The following is a 23,630-nucleotide window of genomic DNA, read 5'->3' on the forward strand; positions in this document are numbered from 1 at the left end:
GGGGTCCAGGAAATTTCTCCCCGGAACTGGCGGACCCTTCGGGGCCCGCCCCTTTTCCAAAACGACAGTGAGAAACGGATATGCCACAGATTGTCCATACAGAAGGGGAATCGAATACCTCGGAAGCCCGCAAAGCCTGGCTGAAGAAGTCCATCGGGCCCAAATCATCGCCGCTGCTGAAACGCGACTCGGATGTGTTCCTGCATCAGTCCCTGTCCAGCCCCTGCGTCAGCACGATTGCCAAAGCCGAAGGTATCTGGATCGAGGATCTCGACGGCCGCCGCTACATGGATTTCCATGGCAATTCGGTACATCACATTGGCTATGGCCATCCCCGTCTGGTGCAGGCGATCAAGGATCAGCTGGACGACCTGCCCTTTGCCCCACGCCGTTTCACCAATGACCCGGCGGTGGAACTGGCCGAAAAGCTGGTGACCATCATCCCGGGCGATCTGGGCAAGGTACTGTTCACCACCGGCGGTTCGGACGCCAATGAAGTCGCGCTCAAGATCGCCCGCGCCGCGACGGGCCGTTTCAAGACTCTGAGCTTCTGGGACGCCTTCCACGGAGCGGGCTTTGGCGCGGCAAGCGTTGGTGGCGAGGCCACTTTCCGCAGCCACATCGCCGGGCCGCTTTTGCCGGGAACCGAGCATGTGGCACCCTTCCACCCCACCCGATGCCCCTATGGACACGCAACGCTTGAAGCCAGCGCCGAAGCCTGCGCCAACATGATCGACTATGTGCTGGAACGCGAAGGCGACATCTGCGCCGTCGTGGCCGAGGCGATGCGTGCCGTACCCATCGTGCCGCCGCCAGGTTTCTGGAAGCGGGTGCGCGAAATTTGCGACCGGCACGGCGCATTGCTGATCCTGGATGAAATTCCGACCGGGCTGGGCAAGACCGGGCAGATGTTCTCGTTCCAGCATGATGAAATCATCCCCGACATTGTCACCATCGGCAAATCGCTGGGCGGGGGTATCCTGCCAATCGCCGCCTGCATCGCCCGGAAAAAACTGGATGTTTGCGGGGACTTTGCCATTGGGCATTACACGCACGAAAAGAACCCCGTAACCTCTCGGGCCGCTTTGACGACACTTCAAATCATAGAAGACGAGGGCTTGGTCCAGCGCGCGGCTGAGTTGGGCGAATACGCGATGGGGCGCCTGGTCGACGCCCTTCAGAATGTTCCCATCGTCGGTGACATCCGGGGCCGCGGCCTTATGTTCGGTATCGAGATTGTCGAGGACCGTTCCAGCAAGACGCCCGGAAATGCGCGCGCGGAACAGATCTACTATGCCTGTCTAGAAGCGGGGTTGAGCTATAAGATCAGCCAGGGTTGCGTTCTGACCCTGTCGCCGCCGCTGACGATTTCGCAAACTGAACTGGATCGTGCCATCGACATCGTTGTTGCCGCAATCACAGAGGCAAACTGAGCCGACGGGCCATGGCGGCGGGCAAGATCGCCCAATTGGCTCGGTAACGGGCACACTTGGCGCAACCCAATAAGATGCTGCAAAATAGACCGGATTTCCCGTCCTTGTTTGCCGTCGCCTACGACTCAAAAGCCATCTGCAGCGGATCGCACACAAACTGCGGTGCAAATACCTGTTTTGAAGCCGGAGTGAAGCATGGCAATTGTCACCTTCCTGATCAGTTTGGCCGGGGCAACCATGCTTCTGCTTTACGCAGTACGCATGGTGCGCACTGGAATCGAACGCAGTTACGGCGCGTCGTTCCAACGGGTGATGACGCAACAGCGCAGCTACCTGCATGCCTCGGTGGTTGGGCTGATGATGGCGGTCGTGTTGCAAAGCTCGGCCGCCGTGGCTTTGCTGACGTCCGGGTTTGCCGCCAGTGGGAGGCTGAGCTTTCCAGCCGGTCTGGCGATTGTACTGGGTGGCGATCTGGGCTCGGCGTTGATCATTCAGATCCTGTCCTTTCGGTTGGACTGGCTTGTGCCGCTGTTACTGGCAATTGGCGGCTATCTGTTCGTCAAGACCGAAGCCAAGAAAGCACGGCAGCTTGGGCGCATTCTGATGGGCGTGGCATTTATCCTGATCTCGCTGAGGTTCCTGCGCGAGGCGATGGACCCCATCCGGGACAGTGCATTTCTGCCCGCCGTCGCCGATTATCTGGCGCGCGATTTCATCACGGCCTTCCTTGTCGGGGGTGCCCTGGCTTTTGTCATGCACTCGTCGGTCGCGGCCATCCTTATGTGCGTGACGCTTGTACAGATCGGCGCAATCCCTTTTGCCGCCGGTATGTCATTGGTTCTTGGCGCGAATTTTGGCTCGGCCTTCATTCCGGTCTGGCTGACCCGGGGAATGCCTGTGACGGCACGACGCATCCCCTACGCAAACCTGGCGCTGCGGGGCAGTTGGGCTTTGGTGACCCTGTCTGTGGCGAACCTGGCCCTGCGAACCGGGCTCATGGGAGAACCGCAGGGGGGACAGATGCTCGTCAATGTGCATCTTGCATTCAACCTGTCACTGCTGGTTCTGGCGCTTCCGTTTTGCGGGCGCTTGCAGGCACTGTTCGAAACGCTTTTGCCAGACCCCCAAAAAGAACAGAAGCCGCAACCCGCAAGGCCGGTCAGTGCGTTGGACATCAGATGCGTTTCGAACCCAAACCAAGCGCTGCCGAGCCTGAAGCGGGAACTTCTGCGGATGAGCGATCTTCTCGAGACCATGTTCCGCCCGGTGCTGGAACTGTACCGACACGGTGATAAGGAACAGATCCGGTCTGTTCAGGCGATTGACGAGGAAGTGAACCAGTGCCTCTCGGGTATTCGAACCTTTGTTGCAGCGATACCGGCTGAATTATACGAAAAACAGGATGCCAAAACCGCGCGCGATCTGATGGAGTTCGCTATTCGGCTTGAAACGGCCGGGGATGTTGTTGCCAAACGCCTGACTGTTTTGGCGGGCGAAATGCGCGCCAAGGGTTCAAGTTTCTCGCAAGAGGGCTGGTCGGAACTCGTCCACATGCACGAGAGCATTCTGTCGAATATGAAACTGGCTTCGAATGTTCTTATTTCCGACGATCTGGAAAGCGCGCGGCTGCTGAGCCTTGAAAAAACCGAAATAAAACGGGTGGAACGTGACAGCCGCAAGCGGCACCTGCGCCGATTGCAACATGGGACAACGGAAAGCTTCGAGACCAGCGATATGCATCTGGAGACTTTGCGTGCGTTTCGAGAGTTCAACAGTCACATCGCCTCGGTCGCCTACCCGGTCCTGTACCGCTATGGGCAATTGTTGGAGACGCGATTGATCAAGGAAATTGCCGACGAGCCAAGCGGTCCGTGAGATCGTCTCAACTCGTTTGCCTTTTTGATAGCGGTGTTCGCAAAGTCTGACGGTGGCCTTGCGCTGGTTCCGACCCCGGATACAGATGCGCACCCTTGTCGGTCAGAGCTTGCCTGAACCAATCAACATCCTAGGCTCGAACTCCACCTAGCCAATCGACATTGGCGGGTCCCTCAAAAGGGCCCTTGTCGCGCCACCGCTTTCAGCAGTTTCACAGGGCTATCCTTTATCCATGGGCAGTACCTTCAGCCATTTCGAGCGCCTGGTCGAGGCTGTTTGCCACCTGGTCCACATCTTCCAAGGACAAACAAAGTGGCGGCACCATCCGTAGGCATTGCTGGAAAGGACCGGACTTTGACAGGATGATCCCCTGCGCGCGGCAGGCTTCGAAGACCTCTGCTGTCATCTCCTTGTCAGGCGCTTTGCTGTCCCGGTCTTTCACGAATTCCAGCGCCAGCATAAGTCCCTTGCCGCGAACATCACCGATGGCCTTGTACTTGTCTTTCAAGTCATTAAGCCTTTCCAACAGCGCCGCGCCCACAATACGGGCGTTTTCCTGAAGCCCTTCGTCTCGCATAACGGCCAGAACGGCACGGGCTGCGGCGGCCGAGGTCGGGTTGGCGCCGTAGGTGTGGAACATGAACCGTTCGGCCATCGGCGCCGCAACTTGTTTTTTGGCCACAACCGCTCCGATCGGAAAGCCGTTTCCAAGGCCCTTGGCCATGACAATGATGTCGGGGACAACGCCGTCTGCCTCGAACCCCCAGAAGTGTTCGCCGGTGCGGCCAAAGCCTGACTGAACCTCATCGGCAATGTAAAGACCCCCTGCCGCGCGCACGCGATCTGCTGCGCCGGACATATAGCCCGGCGGCATTTCGATGATGCCGCCATAGCCCTGCACGCTTTCCACAAAGATGCCCGCCACCTGACCGGATGTCGCTGTGGCGATGGTGCGGTCGATCTCTTCCAGATACGGCTGGGTACCTGGCCCGAAGATGCCGCGATACTGGTTGGGTTCGGGAACGAAGGCGACGTTGCCGGGCATACCCGGGTGGCGCCACCCGGCAATACCTGTGATCGACTGCGCTGCGGCAGTGGGGCCGTGATAAGCGGTGCGCAACGCCAGCAGGTCCAGATTGCCGGTATAGGTGCGCGCCATGGTCATCGCCAAGTCAATCGCCTCGGACCCGGAATTGGTTAGGTGAACCACCCAGTCATGGCCCTTGGGCATGGTCGCGGCCAGTTCCTCGGCCAGATGGGCAGGGGTCGGGTGGTAAAACATTGTGGTGCAGTGGGTGAGTTCCTGCGCCTGTGCCGTTGCTGCGGCCACGACGCGCGGATGCGAGTGCCCGACAGAGATGCAGACATTCATTCCAAGCAGGTCGGTATATTTCCGTCCGTCCGTGTCCCACAGGTATTGGCCTTGGCCTTTTTTGAACACAATGGGCTCGCGGAAGGGCGTAAACCGCGTCAGCGAAGCGGCATAGTACCGGTCCCGTCGCGCGGCGGTATTCGAGAAGTCCCAGTCGGTGTGAAGGGGGTGGTCAGTCATTTGGAACCTCCGGTTTTCAGTCGATGGTTATTGGGGTCAAAGGGGGCTTCCGGCAGGATGGTCGCGGCACGGTGCTGACCCAGGATCGAGATGGTCAGTCCCTCGCGCGCGGTCGGGTCACGCAGGTAGGCCAAGGCAAGAACCTTGCCGGTGCGATGACCATAGGCCCCCGAGGTGGCGATCCCCACCGGCACCCCGTCCTTCCATATCGCGTGCGCGTAGAACGGATCGAACTGACCGGCTTCGACATCCAGCAGCACCATGTCCCACGCGTCGTCGCGGGCCAGCTTGGTGCGCAGGTCGTTGCGGACAAACGGGGTCAGCCCAGCCTCAAGAGGGCTGCGCTCGGTCGTCAGGTCACTGCCCCAGCCACGATAACCTTTTTCGAGACGCATGGAGTTTGCGGCATAGGCCCCATAAAACCCAAGGTCATGAGGTTTCGCGGTCTCCTCAAGCATTACGAAGAGCCTTGCCGCATGCTTATTGGCGACATGCAACTCCCAACCGCATTCGCCCAGATAGGACACACGCAGGGCGCGCAGGGGGATGCCCGCCACGTGGGTCTCGCGCGCGGTCAGCCAGGGCATATCGAGCAATTCGGGTAGAGCGTCAGTAGACTTGGGTCCCATGACGCCGATGACCGCCAGATCCTCGGAGACGTTTCGAACCATGACGTCAAAACCTTCGGCGACATGTGTCAACAGATCATAATCGATATGCTCCGCTGCAGCGGCACTGGTGAGGTAGGCATGGTCTTCGGTCAGGCGCGTGACGGTGAACTCCGACAGTACACCACCCGTCGGCGTCACCGCGTGGGTCAGGCCAATGCGCCCCGGCGCGGGTGCGCGGTTTGCGCCCAGCGCCTCCAGAAACGGGACAACATCCGGGCCGGTGACGTCGAATTTCGAGAAAACCGACAAATCTGCCATCGCAACGCGGTTATGCGCGGCGTCGACCTCTCGCGCCACATGTTCGAACCAATTGGCGCGGCGGAAGGTTTCGTCGGCCACAGCCCCGGGCATGTCCGAAAACCAGTTCGGACGCTCCCACCCATAGGCCGCCCCCATTACCGCGCCGCGCTGGACCATCAGGTCGTGCAGCGGAGACAGGCGCAAGCCGCGCCCGGCGGGACGTTCCTCGTGCGGGTAGTGCACACCGAATTGCAGACCGAAACATTCGATGGCCTTGGCCACGCGATAGTCACGATCCGCCCAGACGCCAAAGCGTCGGCTGTCCACTGCCAGCGCATCCATTGGCGGCGCGCCATGGGTCATCCAGTGGGCGAGGAACCAGCCTGCGCCGCCGCCCTCCATCACGCCCATGGACGAGCCGGTCAGCAGCCAGGCGTTCTCCAAGCCATGCGCAGGCCCGATCAGGGGGTTGGCGTCCGGTGTGAATGTAATAGGGCCGTTGATCACCGATTTCACGCCACCCGTTTCCAGCGCCGGAATACGGTCCATCGCGGCCATGATGATGTGTTCGACACTGTCCAGATCCGGCGGCATCAGGTCCGCGCCGAAATCCGGCGGTACACCATCGACTGACCAGACCTTGGCGTCCTCTTCATACGGCCCAAGGATCAACCCGTCGCGTTCCTGTCTGACGTACCAGCTTTCCTCGGGGTCTCGAATGATCGGCAACTCGGGCAAGCCCTCCTTTATCCGGGACGACACGGCGTCGACCGTGTCTGTCACCAGATATTGGTGCAGCACAGGAACCGAGGGGATGTTGAGCCCCATCATGCGGCCAACCTCCCAGCCCCAAGTGCCTGCGGCGTTGACCACGTGGACAGTCTCGATCGTCTCTTTCTCGGTTTCGATCCACCAATGATCCTGCTGGCGCTCAATCGCGGTGACCGCGCAATTGCGCAGGATCCGGGCGCCGCCACGCCGGGCGACTTCGGCCATCGCGTGGGTTGCAAGCGTTGGGTCCACGTGGCCGTCATCGGGTTCGTAAATTCCACCGATCAACCCATCCAGTTTTGCCAGCGGGAACAGTTCGGCGATCCGTTCCGGTGTCAGCACCTCCAGCGGATAGCCGGTGAACTCGGACAGGCCGGCCACGTGGCGAAACTCGTCCATCCGGCCGGGGTTGCGCGTGATCCGCATCGCACCCGAGCGATGAAACCCACAATCGCGCCCGGTTTCCTGAGGTAAAATATCCCGGTAAAGCCGGACAGAAGTTGCACGCAGTTCCTGAATCGTGGGATTGTGCGCGAAATGGGTGCAGAGCCCGGCCGCATGCCAGGTCGACCCATGGGTCAGGTCGTTCTTCTCGACCAGCAAAACGTCGGACCAACCCGCCTTGACCAGATGATACATCAGCGAGACGCCCATGGCCCCACCGCCGATGATCGTTACCTGCGCCTTGATCATGCGCGCATCCTTTCGCCTGAGGGATCAAAGGGCGGGCGGCGCAGGGGCTGCGCGGGATAGTCCTGCCCGGCGACCCGAATTGTGAAAATTCGGCCGCATGTCTCGTCCAATGTCTCGCCCGGCCGGACCGATACCATGGCAAAACACAGGTTCAGCCCCGTTCGCGGCCCGCGTCCACCCGAAGTTGTCAGCCCGACATAGGTGCCGTCCTCGAACACCGGTTCGTCATGCAGCAGCAGGGCCGCACCCTGAACCTGCACCAGGATCAGACGTCGATGCAGCCCCTTGTGTTTTTGCTGTTCCAACACCGCTTTACCCACAAACTCCTTGGACCAATCGATGGTGAATCCCAGACCGGCTTCAAGCGGAGTGATCTCGGGGCCAAGCTCATGCCCCCAATGTTTGAAACCCTTTTCCAATCGGCATGCATCCACCGCGTAATGACCCAATGGGGTTGCGCCTGCGTTTCGCAACGCATCGAACAGCTTGGGGGCCTGCGCATTGGACACTGTCAGTTCCCAGCCCAGCTCTCCGACAAAACTGACGCGGGTCGCACGGCATGAGGTGCCTGCCAATTCGACGGTGGCGGCATGGGCAAAGGGCATCTCGGGAAGGTCTCCCAGGCTTTGCAGAACAGACCGGCTGCCTGCCCCCATCACACCGACGGTGCAGAACGCCTCGGTCAAGTCCTGAACCATGACGTCACCCTTCAGGTGGCGGCGCAGAAACGTCAGGTCGCGTGTGCGTGTGACCGCGCCCGAGGTCAGGTGAAACGCATCCTCGCGCCGCCGCGTGATGGTCACGTCCATCTCGATGCCCCCGCGCGCGTTGAGTATCTGGGTGTAGACAGCCCGACCGAAAGGCACCTCCATCTGCGCGGTGGTGAGGCGATTCAGCGCCGCCAGAGCCTCCGGGCCGGTGATGTCCAGTTTGGTAAACGGGCTCAACTCGATCAGGGCGGTGCCATGACCCATGACAGCCGCTTCCGCCTCGGCCAGAGGCCACCACCCCTGATCGGCTATGGAATAATCCTGCGCCGGGCCGTAATAGAGCCCACGCTCCCAACCTGCTGTCAGCCCGAAATGTGCCCCGGCCCCGGCCCAGCGGTCGTGCAAGGGTGTGTTCCGCAAACCCCGCCCAGCTTGGGGCTGCTTATACGGCCAGTGCAAGGCAAAGAGATCCGCAACAGCCTCTTCCATGCGTTGTGCCATGTGCCCGGCAGTCGCCGTAGCGGGGTCGACCCTGGCCACATCGACCTCCCACATATCCATGGAGGGGTGGCCGTCGATCACCCAATCCGCCAGGGCCCGTCCAATTCCTGCGGAAGACATCACTCCGACCGAATTCATGCCAGCGGCCACAAACAGGCCATCAACCGAGGTCTCACCTACAAGTGGCCGGGTGTCCGCCGTAAAGCTTTCGGGGCCATTCATGAAATGCTGGATGCCCACGGTTTCAAGGCTGGGGCACAGCTCCAACGCGGCCTCCATGAAGGGGGTGAACTGGTCCCAATCTTCGGTCATCTCAAGGAATGGGCGGTCGCCTTCAGGGCCATAGGCGTCCCAGCATTTGGCGTTGGGTTCAAAGCCGCCGATCACCAGCTTGCCCGCGTCGCCCTTAATGTAGATGCCCCGGTCCAGATCCCTGATCACCGGAAATGGGTTTGGCAGGCCGGCCATGGGTTCAGTGACCACATACATGTGTTCGACCGCCTGTAACGGCAGCGCCACGCCCACGCTGGCCGCCAACTCGCGTGACCAGGCACCGGTGGCGATGACCACCTGATCTGCGTCCAGTTCGGTTCCATCGGTCAGGGTTACGCCAATGATTCGAGTGCCCGACTTGCGGAGGGCCTGAACACCGGTGTGCTCATGGATCTTTACACCACTGTCGCGCGCACCTTTGGCATAAGCCATGCACAAATCGACCGGGTTCACATTGGCATCTTCAGGCACAAACAGGGCGCCGACGTGACTGCTCAGATCAAGCTGCGTCAGGGGTACGTCCGAGGCCGAGACCATGCGCGGGCTCAATCCCAGCGTCTGACCCAGATCCGCAATCCGGTGCAACTCGTCCAGACGAGCGGGATCGCGTGCCAGCCAGTAACCTGAGGTCTGGCGGTAGCCGGTCGACATTCCGGTTTCGGCCTCAAGAGCTGGAAAAACCTCGAGTGCGGCCATCGCCAACCGCGTCATGTTTGGAGTTGCCCGCAAGGGACCAACGATCCCGGCCGCGTGCCACGACGTGCCCGAGGTCAGTTGGTTTCGCTCCAAGACGGTGACATCTTCAGCACCGCGCTTGGCCAGATGGTAGGCCAGGCTGAGACCAATCGCGCCGCCCCCGATGATCAGGATACGGGTCATGCTGCCCTCCATTGACGCGACAAAGGCACCGAACTTAGGGTCGGCGCATGACGATACATGCGTTGTGGTGCCATCCCCGCTCGGTTTCGACCGCTTTTGAACGTGTCATGCGCGAGCGCGGTGATCTGACCGTTCTGCACGAGCCGTTCATGTACCATCACTATCTGACCACCAAAGACCGGCTGTTTCCGGGTTTCACGCCCGAACCCGGGCACCCTGCGACATACGACGATATTCGGGCCATGATCCGCGCAAAGGCCGCAACCAACCCCTTGTTCTTCAAGGATATGGCTTACTATGTCACCGAAGCCTTGCCGCTGGATCCCGAATTTACTCATCAGATGAGCCACGCATTTTTGCTGCGCGACCCGGCCGAAGCGGCGCTGTCTTATGCTAAACGGGATCCCGAATTCACCCGATTGGAACTGGGATATGAAGCCCAGTACCGACTGTACACCGCGCTGAAAGAGCTGGGACATGACCCTTTGGTCATCACCGCTGATCAACTGCGCCGCGATCCGCAAGCGACGCTGCGCCGATATTGGGCGCATGTCGGGCTGCCCTATCTCGCGCATGCGTTTTCCTGGGACAGCAGTGTACCGGATGGCTGGCAATCGGTGCAAAGCTGGCATAGCGAAGTACTGCAAAGCGGCGCGATCCAGGCGCCCGTGGTCACGGACGTGCGGGCGGAACTGGATGCGCTTGGCGAGCCATATGCCGACCACGTGGCGCATCACCTGCCGTACTACACTCAGATGCGTGAAATCGCCGAAACCCAAGCTCATCAGAAATAGTCCCGATCGGGTTTCTCGGCCTTTCGCCGTGCGATATAGTCCTGCAATTCCATGTCAATGTCTGGATCCAGACCAGGATCTTCATATGCGTCAAGCTGCTCTTTCCAAATTGCATTGGCGCGGGTTGCGGCATCCTTCTCTCCCGCCGCGTGCCATTGTTCGAACGAATTGTCATCCGGGGTCCAGGGCCGGAACAGAGCGGACATGAAATTGGCCTGCGTGTGTTCGGACCCGAGGAAATGCCGACCCGGGCCTGTCGCCGCGATCGCCTCCATAGCCTGGGCATTCTCGCTCATGTCAATGCCTTCGAAGAAACGCCCGATCTTGCCGCACAGATCGTGATCCAGGATCGTTTTTTCGAACGAGGTCACCAACCCGCCCTCCAGCCAACCGGTGGCGTGGTTGATCAGGTTCGCGCCCGCGAACATCGACATCATCAGACCCCAGGTAGCCTCTTGCTGGCTCTGGGCGTCCGGGACTTTTGATGCGCTGAGCGTACCAACCGTGTGCAAGGGTACATTCAGCCTGCGGGCAAGCTGTCCGGCCGCCAATACCATCAGCCCGGCCTCGGGCGTGCCAAAAGTTGGCGCGCCGGACTTCATCGACATGGTCGAGGCAAAGCTGCCCATCATGCAGGGCGCGCCGGGGTTCACCAATTGGGTCAACGTCATTGCAGCCATGGTTTCGGCCAGCACCTGCGCCAGCGTTCCGGCAACGGTCGAAGGCGACATGGCCCCCGTCAGAACCCAAGGCGTGCAGGCAACTGGCTGCCCGGCGCGCGCATAGGTTTTCAATGCACCCGACATGTGGCTGTCCATCACAAGGGGCGCGTTGGTGTTTGACACGCAATAGAGGACGGCGTTTTCGGCCACAAAACCCTCACCGAAAACGATCCGCGCCATGTCGATCGCGTGGCCTGCCCGCTCGGCCCCGATAAAGGCCCCCATGAAGGCCCGATCAGAATAGCGAATGTGTCCATATAGCATATCGAGGTGGCGTTTGTTGGCAGGCAGGTCCACCGGCTCGCACACCACACCACCCGAGTGGTGAAGCCACGGCAGGCTATGATGCAGCTTGATCAGATCGATGAAATCCTGATGCGAGGCATAGCGACGACCGCGATCCAGATCGTGCACAAAAGGCGGCCCCCAAGCCGGACAAAGCACACTGGCTTCTCCGCCAAGCTGAACGCTGTTGGCCGGATTGCGGGCATGTTGCGTGAACTGCGCGGGCGCGGTTGCAGTGATCATTTTTCGACAAAAGCCGGGTGCGAACCGCACGCGCGTTCCGTTTACGTCACAGCCTGCATCTGCAAAGATCTTCAGAATCTCCGGGTCATCCTGAAACTCCATCCCGGTTTCGGCTAGGATGGTGTCCGCATTGGCCTCGATCTGCTCCAGCCCCGTCTCGCTGAGCACATTGAAGGTCGAGAGCTTTCGCAGAATAAACGGCGCACGCATCTCGGCAGAGGTGCGAATTTCCGTCGCCCTGCGACGGCGGGATGGGCGCAAACGTCTCATGGCAAAACTGTTGACCCGGCGCTTGACGGAAACCAAGAAAATCTCAACAGTATAATCATTATTTATACTAAGGATGAGCTATGCTGGATCGTCGCAAGCTGTCGCCAAGCCTGATGCGCTCACTCGAAATCTTCGTCGCCGTTGCGGAAACAGGTCAAATGCGGGCGGGCGCGAAGCTGCTCAATCTCTCGCAGCCGGCGGCATCCCAGCACATCACCGCGTTGGAAAAGGCCTTTGGCACCTTGCTTCTGGATCGCAGCACACGTCCGGCCCGGCTGACCTACGCGGGCGTGCGCCTGCACAGCAAAGCGCAGAAGATTCTGGATGCGTTTTCCGACATGGAAACTGAATTGCGCCACGTCGGCCAGAAATCCCTGACCCTGCTTCGGGTCGGTATTCAAGCCTCTATCGCCACGACCCTGACGCCTTCATTGATTGACCTGGCCCAACGTGTGTTCAACGTCGAAGATATCACCTTGCATGCCGGGCAAAGCGGCAACCACGAGCATTTGCTGAGGACCAAGCAAGCGGATCTGGCGATCACCTCAAATCCTTTTCTGGACATGGATGGCCTTGAGCGGCACCACGTTCTGACCGAAAGATACCTTCTGGTTCTGCCCGAAACATATGATGGCCCGACAGATAGCCTTGAGGCGATCCAGACGCGGCTGCCCTTGGTTCGGTTCGGAGATACAACAAACGCCGGCCGCCAAATTGCACAACACCTGCGCCGTTTGCGTTTTGAACCCGACAAGGTCATTCAGGCGGACCGTTCAAGCATGGTTACGTCCTGTGTTTCTGCCGGACAGGGGTTCAGCCTTTTGACACCAACGTTGCTGATTGATGGATTGGTGGAGAACATGAGCTTGCGATTGAAAGAGCTTCCGGTCTCCGGCCTCTCGCGCACCCTGACAGTTGTCGCCAGAAAAGAAGAGCTTCAGAGTTTTCCAAAAGCGCTTGCTGAGATGTCCAAACAGAAGCTGACACAGCAAATTGCCAAGCATATGGGAGATGTCGGAACAACAAACGTGGAATATGACTTGGCCGAAAACTTGGTAAATAACTGAACGAGGCCGGGCTTCCGTCGGCGAACTATTGACGGCTCCAAACGATTTCAGCGGACATTCTGGGCAGCGATCTTGTGCAGGAAGACAGAAAGCTTCTTGTTTGAGCACTTATCTTAAGCGCGGTCATAGCGGTTCACTTCGAGGACGGGCACGCCCAAGATGGTATGGAGGAGATCGGACCACGAAAACTTCAGACCGCCTTTCCTTGGGTAAAATGCGCGTTGAAACGAACCGAACGCGATACCCCAAACAAATGACCAATAATGGGAATCTAGAATCTCCTTTGTAAAAGCCGCTATATGTGCAAGCATAATGCCGTAGGTTAATTGGATTGTACCATGGTTGAAACACACGGCGGTGGGTTTCATTATGTGCCCGATCAAAAACAACCGCCGCAAAAAATAGAAAACACGTCCTGGCGTTTCTTCGAAAGTCTCGAGGATGGAAGCAACAAGCTCGCGCTTGTTCCTGACAAAGACGGACACCCGGCGCCCAGATTAACGACGTTCGACAAGCTTCAAAAGTTCCTGGAACAATGCAAATGCAACCACCCAGACTTGCTCAGCGCGCAAAATCTCGCAGAAACATTCAGCCAGGCCGACTCGGAAAAGATTAACTATTACAGCCGACTCGTACCTGGCGACACCAGTGACAGAGAGCAGCCGGATGAGGAAACGCTCAAGGCACTGGCGGAGGCGATGCTGGATGACAGTGACCCAGCCTCCGAATTACCTGCCGCCTACACCTACTTCGGCCAGTTTCTGGCTCACGATCTGACACATATGAAGAAGCAGGAAAACGGCGATAACGAGACTGTTTGGGTTAATGCAAGCAATCACGCGCTGACCTTCGAGTCACTTTTTGGAACGCAACATGCCGAAGGTCAGAGTTCAGCCAATTGGATAAATGAGGCTGGCGCTTGTTTGGGACAAAACCAAAATATACCGACACAAATCGAACCCACATTTGACCTGCCCCGAGATATTCATAACGGTCAACCTAGGTGTGTGGACCCCCGTGCTGACAGCAATCTCGCATTGGCCCAAATGCATGTGCTGCTGGTTCGTTTTCATCAAAAACTTGCAAAGATTTCAGAGTCGACTGAGCAGGACGCAAAGTTGGAAACCAAGCGCCACATTCAGGCCGTCGTACTGACTGATTACTTGCCCAGACTAATTCCCAGCGACATCTATGATTCCGTCTTGGCAGAGGGTCGCCGCGTTGTCGCCCCGGACGACGCGGCCGAATTTCTGGTCCCGCTTGAGTTTGCAGCCGCGGTTTTCCGTTTTGGGCACAGCATGGTTCGTAAAGTTTATAGTCCGTGGGGCTTGTCCTGGCCAATAGGCGCATCTGATCAATACCCCGAGGAATCTGCAACCCTTGGTACATTGCTAAATTACACATCTGGTGGCCTAATAAATAAGAACCATTTGCAGTTTCATTGGGGACAATTTTGGCGTCATTGGGTGGACATGAAGCTGGTGGGGAAAGAAAATAGCCATATTTTCGCGGCTCCAATTTCGACCAGGATAAATTCCGACCTCGGCAAGATACCTAAAACCAACTTCCCGCACATAAAAACCGACGGCGAAACATTCAATTTACCCCTGCAAACCTTATTGCGCGGATCGAAGTTTTCTCTCCCGAGCGGTCAAGAAGTGGCAGAGCTTCTTGGAGCAAAACAAACTCTGGACGTGAAAGCCTTTTTGGATAAAGACCCCCGGTTCGCTGAGGTGGCCAGCTCTTCAATTCTTCACGAACATACCCCTTTGTGGTTCTATACCCTTGCCGAGGCAGAAGGTTCACCAGAAGGAAAACTGGGACCCGTTGCGGCAAGGGTCGTTATGGAAACATTCCATGCGGCGCTGGATGCCGATCATGAAGGTATTCTAAGATTCATGGATAACAATGCCAATCTCGACTTCAAAATCCGCATTCCAACTCAATCAGAAACTAATTCGGATATAACCCTAACCGACATTGTTAAATTTGCTTACGAACCACAATAGTAAGGGAGAAATGGTATGACACACATATTGGTCAAAGATAATAATAACGATGTTAAAAACGGAATGATTGACGCCGGTGACTACATCAATGAGTGGATGAAAGATCATGGTGGTGCTGGCAATGATGTCAACGATTTTTTTGAGAATGTATTTGACGAAATGGAGGGCAAAGGCAACATAGTTGCTATTAAAGACGGCATTGACAAGAAATTAACAAAACAAGATGGGGTACATTACACATTTTCCGACGGCGAGCTTACAGTAAACCTGGAAGACGATAGGAAGATCGGAAACCAGTGCAAAAAGACAATTCCCATCCCCGAAAAAAATCCGAATATGTTTGATGGTTATATGGGGACGATTGCAGATCATGTTGTCCAGTTGTCGGGCGGAGATTCAGCTTCTGATGAAGCCAAAAAATACCTACTTGCCGTGGTTTTCCTGAACCGCTGTCAATAAGCCGCCAATCGTGCCGCCTGAATTGCATCGCCAAGCTTTTGCTGGTCGGATAGCTCTTTGATCGGGAAGGCCTGGGCGAACCACGTGGCGACCCGTTCTGGCGTCGCCTCATCTTGTGCTGTCCAATGCTCCGAAACCTTTTGCCAAAAGGCGTGGAATGCGCTTCCAGCCTTATCCATGTCACCCCTTCTGGCATGGACAGCAGCCAGCCAGCCTTGCGTGTCCGGGATACTGTCGCCCCCCAACTCGGCGGCCCGCAGGGCGTCTTCCAGCCTGTCGAGGAAGAAATACGTTGAGGCGTGGTAGGCCCAACACCAGGACGGCAATAATTCGGACAAGGCTTCGCATTGCGTCAGGGTCGACTTGGCTTTGTCATAGTCGCCGAACCAGGCGAAGCCCATGGCACAACTGGCCAACGTGGCTGGGCTTGAAGGGTTGAGTTTGGCAGCCAGTTCCAGGTGCATCGATGCCCGTGTAAAAGCGCCGTTCATTGCGGCCGTCCAGGCGACCGTTCGCTGAACCCTGGCATCGAGCGGGTCGATGGCAACGGCACGTGCGGCAAAACTGTCCGCCTCTTCTATTTCACTTTGATCGCGTACCCGGCCGGGCCAGATCACATGCTGAATGTTCGAAATCGAGGCAATACGATACAAAGACGGTGCGTGGTCAGGGTGGTTTCTTAATATTTCACGAAAAATCGCATCTGCGTTTTCCGCCCCGGTTGCGGTCCACTCCATCAGCGCACGATCGGCGCGCAGCCACATGTCCGTGACGTCTTTGCCTCCGGCAGACGTACCGAGTGTCGAAGAAATTCGGTCGAGTGAAATGTAACTTCTTACTTTGGCAGCAATTGATCGGAGAACTTCGTGCTGTACATCGTGCCAGTTCTCTGAGGACAAGCAAAACTCCTCGGACCATATCACCCTGCTGTTTTCGGCCTCTTTCAGGATAAGAGCCATCATGGGCTGGTCTCCGGACATGTGGCGCCGTCCCTCGACATCGTAAATCATGTTTCCCGACGCTCTCGTTGAGTCCGATGAACTTGCCGACCCATCCAAAACCGACCAGTCGCGGAAACGGGAGAGGTTGGCAATTAGCTCGTCTCGAAATGAAGAGACTTCCCAAGCAGTTGAATCCACGCATTCGTCTTGGAATGTGTGTACGACTATCTTAAGTCCGATATTTGACGGAATGTCGCTTGTGCGTGGCTGTTCCGGTGCCGGTGCTTTCCCTCGTATCGCCTGTATCAACTGCCGAATGCGCTTACCCGGCGAGATCCCGTAATGCTCGAACAGGAACTTTTTGAGCCTTTTGAATTCCTCGAGCGCTCCACCCCGGTCTTCGTGTTCCAGTCGGCATTCGATCTTCGCAAGTGACGCGCTTTCGTGCCCAGGCTCCTGTAACAGGATGATCTGGGCAACTTTCTCTCGCTGCTCGTTTCCGGGATCGGTGCGCTCAAGAAAACGCTCCATTTCACTCAGCAGCAACCATTTCCAGCGCTCGCGTGTAATCCTGAGCCAGCTGTCGAGGAGTGGGGTAATATCGTCCAGACCTGCAAGGATTTCCTGCGGCCAGTTGGCCTCCAGGATCAATCTTTCCGGAACCTTGTTTTGCCTTAGATCGCCAAGCATTCCCCCAAGGTCCGTGCGATCCAGTTCCACATCAAGATGGATCAACGCGCTATCGGGAAAAACCTGAACATCAAGACCAGTTTCGCTTTCCGCCAGCTCAGTGAGCGCGGCACTGACGACTTCCTTACCGCCAAACAGCGTTTCGATGCGTTCGATCGTCTCGTAGCCGCCCGAATTCAACGCAAGATATGCCAGAATACCGCGCGCCCTGGTCCCTAGCGGTTTCGATGTCGCGGCGGGGTCGGCACCGTCCGTTCCGATGAGATTGAGGCCGGTGAACCGGTGCAAATCAGTCAAACGATTGCGTTGCAACGGGTCCAGAACACGATACGCCGGGATGCGGGCTGTGATGTTCTTGAGCTTCGGAACGCCAATGGATTCAAACTGAAGGCTGCTCTTGTCCGATAGTGTGGAAAAAACGTCCTTCGATATTATGCATTCGCCGGGTTCTGCGATACTTTGAAGACGGGACGCAATATTGACGGTCTGCCCGAAGACGTCCCCATTTTTGAACCTTACTTCCCCAATATGAATTCCGACACGGAACAAGAACGGTTCAGCTTCCTCAACCTGCTGTTTGTCAACTATCCGGTGAAGTTCCAGCCCAAAATCAACAGCACATTCCACGTCTGAGAAGTACAGCAACGCGCCATCGCCCATTGTCTTGACCAACTCACCGCGAAATCGGCGCGCTAGAATACGGATCGCATCGAAGCAGTTTGACATGAAGTCCAGTGTCTTGGCTTCGTTTTCAGCGACGCGACGGCTGTAGGACACCATGTCCAGGAAAAGTATGGACACATCCGCAGAGGCGCTGTTCGACGGGGTCAAAACAACAGGCGTTATGCGTTCAATCTGTTCCATTATGGCAGAAACACTACGGATTCTTTACAATTAGCCTCATGAGTATAGATGAACTTTCAAAGTATTTCGATGAAGTTCGCGTTTCGCCGGATGGCTGGCCGGCCTATTGCAATCTGGTCCACCCCAACGAAACATCACTGAACGCTTTTCCGCTTTGGCCTGAATCCGCGTTACTGGGTGCCGGGCGCGTGGGCTCTGGCAGGGGATTGACGCACGGACTTTCGATAGAAAGCGGGGTCGGGTCGGCAATCGAACTGGCAAGCGCATGCCGGTGGCCTGATCTGGTAACTGCGCATGCCAGGGAAGATCAGCTTTCCGGCGAGGTTTGGAATCCCCGCATGCTTTGCGGGTTTTCTGAAACTCAGTTGTCGCGCCCTGACAAATTCAACGCGAACTATTCCGGTGTCGATGAAATCCTTGATGCCCAATCCGAGGAAATTGATTGGATACAGGGCGTGGGATTGCAAGGCCAACCAATCTGGCTTCCGGCAGACTCGGTTTTCATCAATGACGAGTCCACACAGGTGTTTTCCAGAACAGACACAAACGGTTGTGCGGCAGGACAAACCGACAACCAAGCAAGAAGTGCTGCCTTGTTCGAATTGATAGAACGCGATGCGACCGGGCGATGGTGGTACGGTTGCCGGTCGCGGCCCACAATAGAAGCGCGCCTGCTGGGAAGTGAAGTTGAAGCATTTATCGAGCGCTGTAAAAGCCACGACATGGTTCCGACGCTTGTGAACATAACCACCGACTTGGAAGTTCCCAGCGTGGCCGCGACGGGTGTCAGCGCCCGGGGGCATATCGCATTTGGTTTTGCTTCGGCACCAACGTATCGACATGCTGCGCTCAGCGCGCTGTGCGAGATGGCGCAAATGTTTCTGGTGATAAAGAACGGCGCACAGGAAGCGCACAGACGACCGGGATTGGCGCGCTGGTTATCCGAGGTTTCTATCGACACGCCCCCTATATCATCTGCATCGCCGGCCCCGTCGCCCTTGCCTAAAGAACCACGAAGCATTGGAAACAGGCTGTCTGCCGCGGGGATCCGCGTTGCGTTTGTCGACCTGACCAGGCCGGAATTCAACCTGCCTGTCTGGCGAGCCATTTCGCCCGACTTGTGCCACTGGAAACCCCGCTTTGGAATTCCGCGCCTGATGCAAGCCGACGCATTGGACCTCTCCCCGATCGCCAAGACCCCGAACAAGGTCGTCCTGCGGTTGTGAGCGGTACAGGCCTGTCTTGCGAGAATGTCCTACCCATCTGGCACGGCTACCTTACGTCACGGACCCGTCAGGAAGGACCATCCTTGTGTACGGTTTGTCTTGACGTGCTGGGCTCGTAGATTGAAAAGTAACGATATTTCATCGTCATACAATTTATGACAGTCGACAGAACTGGCGCGAACAGGGGGTTTGAGAATGTCATTGAAACTGGAAGAAGTATGCAGCGGACTGGGGTTTCCGGAAGGTCCCGTGGCAATGAACGACGGATCGATTCTGTTCGTCGACATCAAGGAACAGACGTTGGTTCGACTGGGCACGGATGGCAAAGTTGCCAAGGTTGCCGAAATTCCAGGCGGACCAAACGGCGTTGCGATCGGACCTGATGGGGCCGCATATGTCTGCAACAACGGAGGCGTATACAGTTTCGTTCCATTTGGTCCTGACCAGATCACGGTTCCCGCTCCCATTCGTCCGCACTATCAGGGCGGGTCGGTTCACCGCGTTGATCTGGAAACCGGTGCCGTCACGCAATTGTTCGATTCCTACGAAGGAAAGCGGCTGATCGCCCCGGACGACATCGTCTTTGATGAATCTGGCGGCTTCTGGTTCACCGATACCGGGATCGAGGATGAAGAGTCGACGCGTTATGGCGGACTGTACTATGCCTCAATCGACGGAAAAACCCTGATCAAAGCGGCGACAATCCCAATGCCAAACGGGGTCGGACTGTCGCCAGACGGCAAGACGGTCTATGTCTCGGACACCGTATTCGGCAGGCTTTGGGCGATGGAAATCACTGGACCGGGGCAAGTCAAAGCGGGACCGATTCCCGGCATGCCCGGCAATGTCGTGCAAACCTTGCCCGGATATCAGTGGCTGGACAGTCTGAGGGTGGAAGAAGACGGGCGCGTTTGCGTCGGCACGATTTTCAATGGTGGCATTACGGTGTTCAACCTTGACGGGACAACCGAGCATGTCCCGGTGCCGGATCTGTTTACAACCAACATGTGCTTTGGCGGGTCGGATATGCGTGATCTGTGGATCACGGCGTCCAGCACCGGCAAGATCTACAAAACCAGATGGCCGCGCCCAGGGCTGAAACTGGCCTTCACTGCCTGAAGGTTTCGCACGAAATCTGACCTACGCGCGCCGGACACAACCCACGGTAGCATTTCCCGTGACATTTTGGCTGTCAGCCACGCTTGCCTTAACGGCAAGGTGATGCCTAGTGCTGGCGAGAGATGCCAAGGTGTTGTAAACATTCTGTCAAAATGGGGGATGTCAGCAACATAAGAACGCGTCGACCGGTTGATCTGGGGGAACGGCGCCAGGTCTGCGTACTGTTCGCGGACATGGTCGGCTATACCCAAATCGTTGCTGAACTGGGCGAAGAAAAAGCGCTGGAGTTCGTTCGGCTGGTTTACGACATGCTGGTGAAAGGCGTCGAAGAGCATGGCGGCACAGCGCGCGAATTCGCCGGCGACAGCATCATGGCCTTGTTCGGAATCCCTGACGCGCTGGAAGACCCCGCGCTGCGGGCCTGTCGGGCGGCCAAAACGATCCATGCCTCGTTTCATGCCGAGGCTGACAGTATCGAGGCCCGGTTCGGCGTTCGCCCCCACATGCGCGTTGGTATCAGTTCCGGCAACGTCCTGATGGCGGCCGTTCAGGGCGACGATGGCCCAACGACCGCGGTGGGCAGTACGGTAAATCTGGCGGCACGGTTGGAAAACCTCGCCCCGCCCGGCGGCACCTTGCTGTGCGATACAACGCGGGGGCTGGTCGAATGGGTGACAGAGCTAAGCTTTTTCGGCGAACAAGAGGTCAAGGGGTTCTCGGCTCCGCAAAAGCTCTGGGAACTGCAGGGCATTCACGATGATGCCACCCGGTTCGACGCCTCAATGGCCAAGGGTCTCAGTAGCTATGTCGGTCGCACCAACGAGTTGAATGTGATGTCAGCGGCGCTGGCGCGGACGGAAGGCAGGCTTCAGGCGATCGATCTGGTTGCCGAGCCGGGGCTTGGCAAAACCCGCCTTGTGTTCGAGTTCCTGCAACGGATCGGCAGCGAGGGTGCGACGGTTCTGACGGGATACTGCTTTGCCGACGGCCAACATGTTCCGTTTCTGCCAATTCTGGAAATTGTCCGAAAGGCTTTCCTGATCAGCGACGGCGATGATCCCGTCAAAGTTGCCAACAAGTTGGAAGCGGGTCTCAGGATCTGGGATCAGTATAGCGATGAAAACCTGGGACTTCTTCTGAACCTGTTGGGCCTCACGCCGCCTGCCGGATCGCTGGATGGACTGGACGGCGTTCTGATCGGATTGCGCACGCGAGAACTGCTTCCATTGTTGTTGAAGGCACGCTGCGAAAAAGAGCAGGTGATACTTCTGATCGAAGACACCCATTGGATGGACAGCGCGACCGAGGATCTTCTGCGTGCTCTGATCCTTCGGGACGACCTGAAGAATCTACTGCTCATCCAGACCCGCAGGCCGGAATACACGCCGCCATGGCTGGACGAAGTGTCCGTTACGACGGTTGCCCTGAAACCTCTGGATACCGAAGATTTCGCTCAACTGGCGCGACACCGGCTAGGTGTCGATGTTCTGCCGGACGGCTTTGCCGCGCAACTGGTGGAACGGGCCGGAGGAAACCCGTTGTTTGGCGAAGAGATCCTGGGCTTTCTGCTGGATCAGGGTTCGTTGCGTGTCGAGGGGCGCAAAGCCAGTTTTGATGCTGACATCAGCAAAAGCGGATTGCCCGTCACAATGCGCAGCCTTTTGACCGCCAGAATGGAACGGGTGTTGGCTGAGGACCGACCGGTATTGCAGGCCGCAGCCGTCATTGGACGGCGGTTTGATCCGGGGCTGTTGTCGCAACTCGTCGAGAACTCGGAAGAAACGGGGGCGGCACTGAAGCGTTTGCAGGCACAGGATGTGCTGTATCGCGAACCCAATTCGTCGGACTACATTTTCAAACATGTGATGTTGCGGGATTCGGTTTACCAGAGCCTTGTCTCTTCGCGCCGGTCTGAACTGCATCTTGCGATTGCCGATAATCTGGCGTTACGAAACGCGAACAGGTTGCAGGAAGCGGCGGACACGCTGGCCTTTCACTACGGGCAGACCGATCGGACAGATCAGGCCTTCCGCTATAACGTGATGGCGGGTGACAAGAGCCTTGGCGTTTATTCACTGGACGAAGCCAACCGGTATTTCGATTCCGCGCTGGAGCTGTATCAGCGCGACCCCGATATAGCCTCGAAAGAGCATTTTGCCCGCTTTCTGTCCAGTTTCGCGCTTTGTTCGAACATCTCCTTGCGGGTCAAGACGATTATCGAACTGGCCGGGACAGTGCGGCCCATTCTTGCGCAGGTTGGTGACAACCCTCATCACGCGCTGTTCCTGCACCACTATGTGTCCTGCCTGGTGTGCAACGGCAAATACCGCGAAGCGCATTGGGTTCAGCAGGAACTGACCGCCATGGCGAAACGACTGGGGGACCCGGCCTCGCAGGCATATGCCATGGTGAACGAGCTTTCGGTTTCCATATATTTTGCCCCCATTGAAAACACGGAATTCGACGCCCGCTCGCGCGAGGTGGAGGACATTCTCAGCAAGATCGATGACGCGTATATCCAGAACTTCTTTCTGGCAACGATGGGCTGGAACGAACTGACCCGGGGCCGTGTTGCGCGTGCGCATGCGGCATCGGACCGGATGATTGCGATCGGGACATCCAAGAATGACCCACGTTCGCTGGGTTACGGAACCGCGATGAAGGCGCTGATTGCGATGGTCACGGACGACCACGAACTGGCGCTTCGAATGGCCGAAGAGGCGCGCAAGGCTTCACAGGTGGAATTTGAACTCGCCATTGCCGAGGCGGCCCGGGTCGCAGCCATGGTGCCGCTGCAAAAGCCCGGGGCCATCGAGATTGTTCAGAAACACATAGACAACTGCGCCGAAAAGGGATGGACCCTGTTCACGATGGGCCCGGCGACGATGCTGGGTGTGGCTTACGCGCTGAACGGCCAGGTGGCTGCCGGGCTGCAACAAGTCGAGAATGCGATCCGGAAGCGCACGGATGAAGGAACGCAGGTGTCTGCCGACTGGGCCCGGCTGTTCTTATGCGAATTGTATCTGGCCATACTCACCGGCGAAGGCGAAAGCTCGCTTGGCGTGTTCTTGAAGAACTTCCGCTCGGTTGTCTGGGTCATGATTTTTGGCGAGAAGAAGCTGATCCAGATGATCGCGGAAATTCGCAAAAACCCGCAGTTTGACGACAAGGGCCACTACATCGCCCGTTGCGACATGATCATGGGGCTTCTGTACAAGGCTCGAAAAAAGCGTCAACTGGCCTTCGAACACCTGACCAAAGCCCGCGTCATTGTTGAAACGGCCGGGCAGACGCCAATGCTGGCCCGAATAGACGCGGCGTTGGCGGATCTTGGTTAAGACGG

General features: G+C 57.5%; 14 protein-coding genes. 9 read left to right on the forward strand and 5 right to left on the reverse strand.

What is annotated here, in order from left to right; genetic code table 11:
• Positions 1-80: 80 nt before the first annotated feature.
• Positions 81-1,433: a (R)-1-hydroxy-2-aminoethylphosphonate ammonia-lyase gene (pbfA, locus tag ACR0FE_RS17515; RefSeq protein ID WP_480914276.1), complete on the forward strand. Its 1,353-nt coding sequence runs from the start codon at positions 81-83 to the stop codon at positions 1,431-1,433.
• A gap of 195 nt (positions 1,434-1,628) precedes the next feature.
• Positions 1,629-3,308, forward strand: coding sequence for a Na/Pi cotransporter family protein (locus ACR0FE_RS17520; RefSeq protein WP_480914279.1), 1,680 nt, complete (start codon positions 1,629-1,631; stop codon positions 3,306-3,308).
• 226 nt (positions 3,309-3,534) lie between these two features.
• Here ACR0FE_RS17520 and ACR0FE_RS17525 read toward each other — a convergent pair whose 3' ends face one another.
• From ACR0FE_RS17525 to ACR0FE_RS17535, 3 genes are read right to left on the reverse strand one after another with little or no spacing between them, the layout of a single operon-like run.
• Positions 3,535-4,860, reverse strand: coding sequence for an aspartate aminotransferase family protein (locus tag ACR0FE_RS17525; protein ID WP_480914281.1), 1,326 nt, complete (start codon positions 4,858-4,860; stop codon positions 3,535-3,537).
• Positions 4,857-7,235: a GcvT family protein gene (locus tag ACR0FE_RS17530; RefSeq protein ID WP_480914283.1), complete on the reverse strand. Its 2,379-nt coding sequence runs from the start codon at positions 7,233-7,235 to the stop codon at positions 4,857-4,859. The genes ACR0FE_RS17525 and ACR0FE_RS17530 overlap by 4 nt, the downstream gene beginning before the upstream one ends.
• Positions 7,232-9,598 (reverse strand): GcvT family protein, encoded by a 2,367-nt coding sequence (locus ACR0FE_RS17535; RefSeq protein WP_480914285.1) that lies wholly within the window; start codon positions 9,596-9,598, stop codon positions 7,232-7,234. The genes ACR0FE_RS17530 and ACR0FE_RS17535 overlap by 4 nt, the downstream gene beginning before the upstream one ends.
• 47 nt (positions 9,599-9,645) lie before the next feature.
• On the opposite strand from ACR0FE_RS17535, the gene ACR0FE_RS17540 reads away from it, so the two are divergent.
• Positions 9,646-10,392: a sulfotransferase-like domain-containing protein gene (locus tag ACR0FE_RS17540; RefSeq protein ID WP_480914287.1), complete on the forward strand. Its 747-nt coding sequence runs from the start codon at positions 9,646-9,648 to the stop codon at positions 10,390-10,392.
• On the opposite strand, the gene ACR0FE_RS17545 is transcribed toward ACR0FE_RS17540, so the two are convergent.
• Positions 10,383-11,912 carry a trimethylamine methyltransferase family protein gene (locus tag ACR0FE_RS17545; RefSeq protein WP_480914288.1) on the reverse strand — a complete coding sequence of 510 codons (1,530 nt, stop codon included), beginning with the start codon at positions 11,910-11,912 and terminating at the stop codon, positions 10,383-10,385. The two genes, ACR0FE_RS17540 and ACR0FE_RS17545, sit on opposite strands and share 10 nt — an antisense overlap.
• Positions 11,913-11,992: 80 nt before the next feature.
• Between ACR0FE_RS17545 and ACR0FE_RS17550 the strand changes: the two genes are divergently transcribed.
• The 3 genes from ACR0FE_RS17550 (at position 11,993) to ACR0FE_RS17560 (ending at position 15,447) form a co-directional block, all read left to right on the forward strand.
• Positions 11,993-12,979 carry a LysR family transcriptional regulator gene (locus ACR0FE_RS17550; protein ID WP_480440550.1) on the forward strand — a complete coding sequence of 329 codons (987 nt, stop codon included), beginning with the start codon at positions 11,993-11,995 and terminating at the stop codon, positions 12,977-12,979.
• A 338-nt stretch (positions 12,980-13,317) separates the two neighbouring features.
• A complete protein-coding gene (locus tag ACR0FE_RS17555) occupies positions 13,318-14,988 on the forward strand; it encodes a peroxidase family protein (RefSeq protein ID WP_480914289.1) in 1,671 nt (556 codons plus the stop codon).
• A gap of 15 nt (positions 14,989-15,003) precedes the next feature.
• The gene (locus tag ACR0FE_RS17560) at positions 15,004-15,447 is read left to right on the forward strand and encodes a hypothetical protein (protein ID WP_480914291.1); all 444 of its coding nucleotides are present in this window, start codon (positions 15,004-15,006) and stop codon (positions 15,445-15,447) included.
• Here ACR0FE_RS17560 and ACR0FE_RS17565 read toward each other — a convergent pair.
• Positions 15,441-17,942: an adenylate/guanylate cyclase domain-containing protein gene (locus ACR0FE_RS17565; protein ID WP_480914293.1), complete on the reverse strand. Its 2,502-nt coding sequence runs from the start codon at positions 17,940-17,942 to the stop codon at positions 15,441-15,443. The genes ACR0FE_RS17560 and ACR0FE_RS17565 overlap by 7 nt on opposite strands.
• A 38-nt stretch (positions 17,943-17,980) precedes the next feature.
• Here ACR0FE_RS17565 and ACR0FE_RS17570 point away from each other — a divergent pair, with 38 nt between their 5' ends.
• The 3 genes from ACR0FE_RS17570 (at position 17,981) to ACR0FE_RS17580 (ending at position 23,625) form a co-directional block, all read left to right on the forward strand.
• A complete protein-coding gene (locus tag ACR0FE_RS17570; protein WP_480914295.1) occupies positions 17,981-19,168 on the forward strand; it encodes a YcaO-like family protein in 1,188 nt (395 codons plus the stop codon).
• 195 nt (positions 19,169-19,363) lie between these two features.
• On the forward strand, positions 19,364-20,287 hold the full coding sequence (locus ACR0FE_RS17575) for an SMP-30/gluconolactonase/LRE family protein (RefSeq protein ID WP_480914297.1): 924 nt from the start codon (positions 19,364-19,366) through the stop codon (positions 20,285-20,287).
• 152 nt (positions 20,288-20,439) lie between these two features.
• A complete protein-coding gene (locus tag ACR0FE_RS17580; protein ID WP_480914298.1) occupies positions 20,440-23,625 on the forward strand; it encodes an ATP-binding protein in 3,186 nt (1,061 codons plus the stop codon).
• Positions 23,626-23,630 lie beyond the last annotated feature (5 nt).

Source organism: Ruegeria sp. K7, from assembly GCF_056531785.1.

Bases quoted from the DNA above. Each gene is read 5' to 3' on its own strand.
- pbfA (WP_480914276.1), top strand. From the start codon at position 81: ATGCCACAGATTGTCCATACAGAAGGGGAATCGAATACCTCGGAAGCC.
- ACR0FE_RS17520 (WP_480914279.1), top strand. From the start codon at position 1,629: ATGGCAATTGTCACCTTCCTGATCAGTTTGGCCGGGGCAACCATGCTT.
- ACR0FE_RS17525 (WP_480914281.1), bottom strand. From the start codon at position 4,860: ATGACTGACCACCCCCTTCACACCGACTGGGACTTCTCGAATACCGCC.
- ACR0FE_RS17530 (WP_480914283.1), bottom strand. From the start codon at position 7,235: ATGATCAAGGCGCAGGTAACGATCATCGGCGGTGGGGCCATGGGCGTC.
- ACR0FE_RS17535 (WP_480914285.1), bottom strand. From the start codon at position 9,598: ATGACCCGTATCCTGATCATCGGGGGCGGCGCGATTGGTCTCAGCCTG.
- ACR0FE_RS17540 (WP_480914287.1), top strand. From the start codon at position 9,646: ATGACGATACATGCGTTGTGGTGCCATCCCCGCTCGGTTTCGACCGCT.
- ACR0FE_RS17545 (WP_480914288.1), bottom strand. From the start codon at position 11,912: ATGAGACGTTTGCGCCCATCCCGCCGTCGCAGGGCGACGGAAATTCGC.
- ACR0FE_RS17550 (WP_480440550.1), top strand. From the start codon at position 11,993: ATGCTGGATCGTCGCAAGCTGTCGCCAAGCCTGATGCGCTCACTCGAA.
- ACR0FE_RS17555 (WP_480914289.1), top strand. From the start codon at position 13,318: ATGGTTGAAACACACGGCGGTGGGTTTCATTATGTGCCCGATCAAAAA.
- ACR0FE_RS17560 (WP_480914291.1), top strand. From the start codon at position 15,004: ATGACACACATATTGGTCAAAGATAATAATAACGATGTTAAAAACGGA.
- ACR0FE_RS17565 (WP_480914293.1), bottom strand. From the start codon at position 17,942: ATGGAACAGATTGAACGCATAACGCCTGTTGTTTTGACCCCGTCGAAC.
- ACR0FE_RS17570 (WP_480914295.1), top strand. From the start codon at position 17,981: ATGAGTATAGATGAACTTTCAAAGTATTTCGATGAAGTTCGCGTTTCG.
- ACR0FE_RS17575 (WP_480914297.1), top strand. From the start codon at position 19,364: ATGTCATTGAAACTGGAAGAAGTATGCAGCGGACTGGGGTTTCCGGAA.
- ACR0FE_RS17580 (WP_480914298.1), top strand. From the start codon at position 20,440: ATGGGGGATGTCAGCAACATAAGAACGCGTCGACCGGTTGATCTGGGG.